This is a genomic window from Pseudanabaena sp. 'Roaring Creek', assembly GCF_001402795.1.
Taxonomy (GTDB): domain Bacteria; phylum Cyanobacteriota; class Cyanobacteriia; order Pseudanabaenales; family Pseudanabaenaceae; genus Pseudanabaena.
Genome location: NZ_LIRE01000036.1, coordinates 1 through 3,016, shown reverse-complemented (window position 1 = coordinate 3,016; position 3,016 = coordinate 1). Strand labels below are relative to the sequence as shown.

The following is a 3,016-nucleotide window of genomic DNA, read 5'->3' as shown; positions in this document are numbered from 1 at the left end:
TATAGTTGTTTTAAATAACTTGTAGACGGGCTTCGACTTCGCTCAGCCCTCGGTGTAAGCTAGCTGAGCGAAGTCGAAGCTGTAGTTTTTATTTGAATTATCTATATGTCCTGATACAGTTAGCGGTAGCTATAGTTTAAGGATGGGCAGTGCGAAGCGCTGCCCATCCTTAAATATTTAGCAATTTTCAAGAACCACAAGAAACCTTTTGAAAGTGTGGCGAAGCCACACTTTCAAAAGGTTTCTTGATTATGATCGGTAGCTAAGCATAGGCGATTCTAAATCCTGCATGTTGATAGAAGTTAGGGCGAAACCAGTTGCGGTAATACTTACAGGCTTCCGTTCCATTGGTCATCCATGAGCCACCAGCCATCATATTATGCTTTGTGTCAAAATATGGTGCGGAATAGTTCTCATAGAGATAATGGGGTTTATATCCTGTGAGTGGCGTTAAATTATCACTCAACCATTCCCAAACATTACCGCGCAGGTCGTAAAGTCCCGATGGACTTTGGGCTTGCTCTAGATACCCGACGGGGTTAGGCGAAGCAAATTTTAAATTGAGATTGAAGTCAGTATCCTCCTTCGATGGCGAAGAAAGCGAGCCCGATTCGCCGTAGGTTGCTAGATACCATTCCGCTTCGCTCATCAGGCGTATGCGATCGCCTTTCCAGCGACAATAGGCGATCGCTTCATGGTGATTGACTTCTACGGGAAAATCAAAGGGCATGGAAATTTCATCGAACATCGCCCGATATCTATAGGTATCATTGCTAGGAATCCAAAATTTGGGATGTTGCACTTGGTGTTGCTGCCGCCAAGCCCAAGATCGCTCGTCCCAGTAGGCTTGATTCGCGTAGCCACCATCCTTTACAAAATCCAGAAATTCGGCATTAGTCACCAGATATTTACTGGCTTGAAAAGTTTCTACATCCACAAGGCGATCGCCATATTCAATATCCCAGCCATAGGTAGCAGAATCTTGAGGTTTGCCCAAATGCACCTTCCCATGCTTAATTTCGACCATTTCATTGGTGTTGGTATAACCATTGGTGGGGGCATATTGCCAGTTGGGAGGGCGTTGTAGTTTTGCAACGGGCAATTGGCGAATCAACATCGATGAAGTTTCGATATGGATATATTGATGCTCGATCGCCATCATGAGCGCCCAAAGCGGATGCGCTTGATTAATGGGTAGAGCAATATTCGTCAATCCATTGATTAGTTCTACGATCGCCTGATATACCCGTTCGCGATACTGCCAAACAGCAGTAACTTCTGCTTGCCGTAGACTCTCAAAAATACTCGCAATTTCATCGGGCTTTTCAGGATCGACCCCAATTTCAAATAACCTTTCAAAATTGGGATGTATCCGTTGTTCTAGGAGTCCGACAAGGATCGCCTTGTTGATATAAAATACAGCCGAATGTCCTAAGTAGAAAATCAATAAATTACGCAGTGGATCGGGATTCGTATAAAAAGTCTCGGGATCGACTAAACTTCTCATCAAGTCATCTTCAATTTGCCAAGCCCGTTGAAAATAATCCAGAATCTCTTGGCGATCGCATTTATCTAATTGAGGAACCTTAGCAAAGGGAATATTATGCATAGATTTAAATTTACTTACAACTGACAGAGAACTAGAGCAAACCATTGATGGGAATCTGTCCAGATTTTGATGGTTGTTAAACCTTGCGATCGCAGTTGGGCTTGTACCGCCTCTAGATCGAACTTACGGGAAATCTCGGTAAGAATGCGATCGCCAGCTTGAAATTCGATTTTGAGATCGAGAATATCTAGGGATACTTGATGGGTTTCTCTGGCATAGAGATACATTTCGATTTGGCGATCTAATTCGTTATAAATAGCTTGATGGGTAAACAGATCGAGATTGAAATCACCTTGGAAACGCCAATTTAAATGGGAAAGCATATTTAAATTAAAAGCTGCCGTGATGCCTTGACTATCGTTATAGGCAGCTTCTAAGATATCCTTGGGCTTCTGCAAATCAATCCCCAATAAAAAATAATCCCCTTGAGTTAAGGAATGGGAAACTTTACCGAGGAACGCATTAGAATCTAGGGCGGAAAAATTGCCGATGGAGCTACCTAAAAAGAAAATCATGCGCGATCGTTCATGATTTTTGCCAAGATAGAGTAATGCTTCTTCGTAGGTACCAAGTAGTCCTTCTAGGGAGAGATCGGGATACTTTTGGTGCAAATGTGAGACTGTCGTTTTGAGGATGCCACCACTGACATCGATCGGAATATAACTAAAAGCATCAGGAATAGACGGAGTTAATAAATTAGCTACTTTTTGATAGGCATTTAATAAATAATGGGTTTTTGTAGAGCTACCACTACCTAATTCTACTAATTCACAGGAGCCTGTAATTGCAGCAATTTCATCGGCATATTGATTTAAAATCCATGCTTCGGTGCGCGTGGGGTAATATTCGGGTAAATCACAAATCTGCTCAAATAATTCCGAACCGCGATCGTCATAAAAATACTTTGGGGGCAAACTTTTGGGGGTTTGGGTTAATCCTTGGCATACATCATCACCATCTTTACCAATGTTTTGAATAATGGCTGGATTACTCTCATGGAGTATTTTTAAATGTTTAACTGTCATACTTGGATCTTTTCCTGTTTGTATTTTTACGATCCCAAATAATGATTTGGATGATTGCTCGTAATTGTATAGCAATGCAAGTTTTGCTTTGGAAATAAAACCCAAATAAAAACCAAGAGATGAGGGACAGCACCAAGCGCCACCACCCCTCTTTTGATAAGACGCAGTGTTCGCTAACGCTTTCGACTCTAGATTTTATATTTAATACCAATTCACGAAAGTGTGACAACACTTTTGTGAATTAAAAACTAAACTTCGTAAGTTTTTTTAAGTTAAGAAATGGCATACTCCCTTCCCGCTATAAAATTAGACATTAAAAACCAAGAATTAGCGTTGCGGCGCGAAGCGCCGCAACGTCTAATTTTTCACTGGGAAGGGAGTA

The 3,016-nt window shown here is 41.5% G+C and carries 2 protein-coding genes; both read right to left on the bottom strand.

Annotated features, from left to right (window positions below; translation table 11 throughout):
* Positions 1-262: 262 nt before the first annotated feature.
* Complete coding sequence (gene ovoA / locus AC805_RS01170; protein ID WP_055073712.1) at positions 263-1,609, bottom strand: 5-histidylcysteine sulfoxide synthase; 1,347 nt, start codon at positions 1,607-1,609, stop codon at positions 263-265.
* Positions 1,610-1,623: 14 nt separating this feature from the next.
* Positions 1,624-2,634: an L-histidine N(alpha)-methyltransferase gene (egtD, locus tag AC805_RS01165; RefSeq protein WP_055073711.1), complete on the bottom strand. Its 1,011-nt coding sequence runs from the start codon at positions 2,632-2,634 to the stop codon at positions 1,624-1,626.
* Between the last annotated feature and the right edge of the window lie 382 nt (positions 2,635-3,016).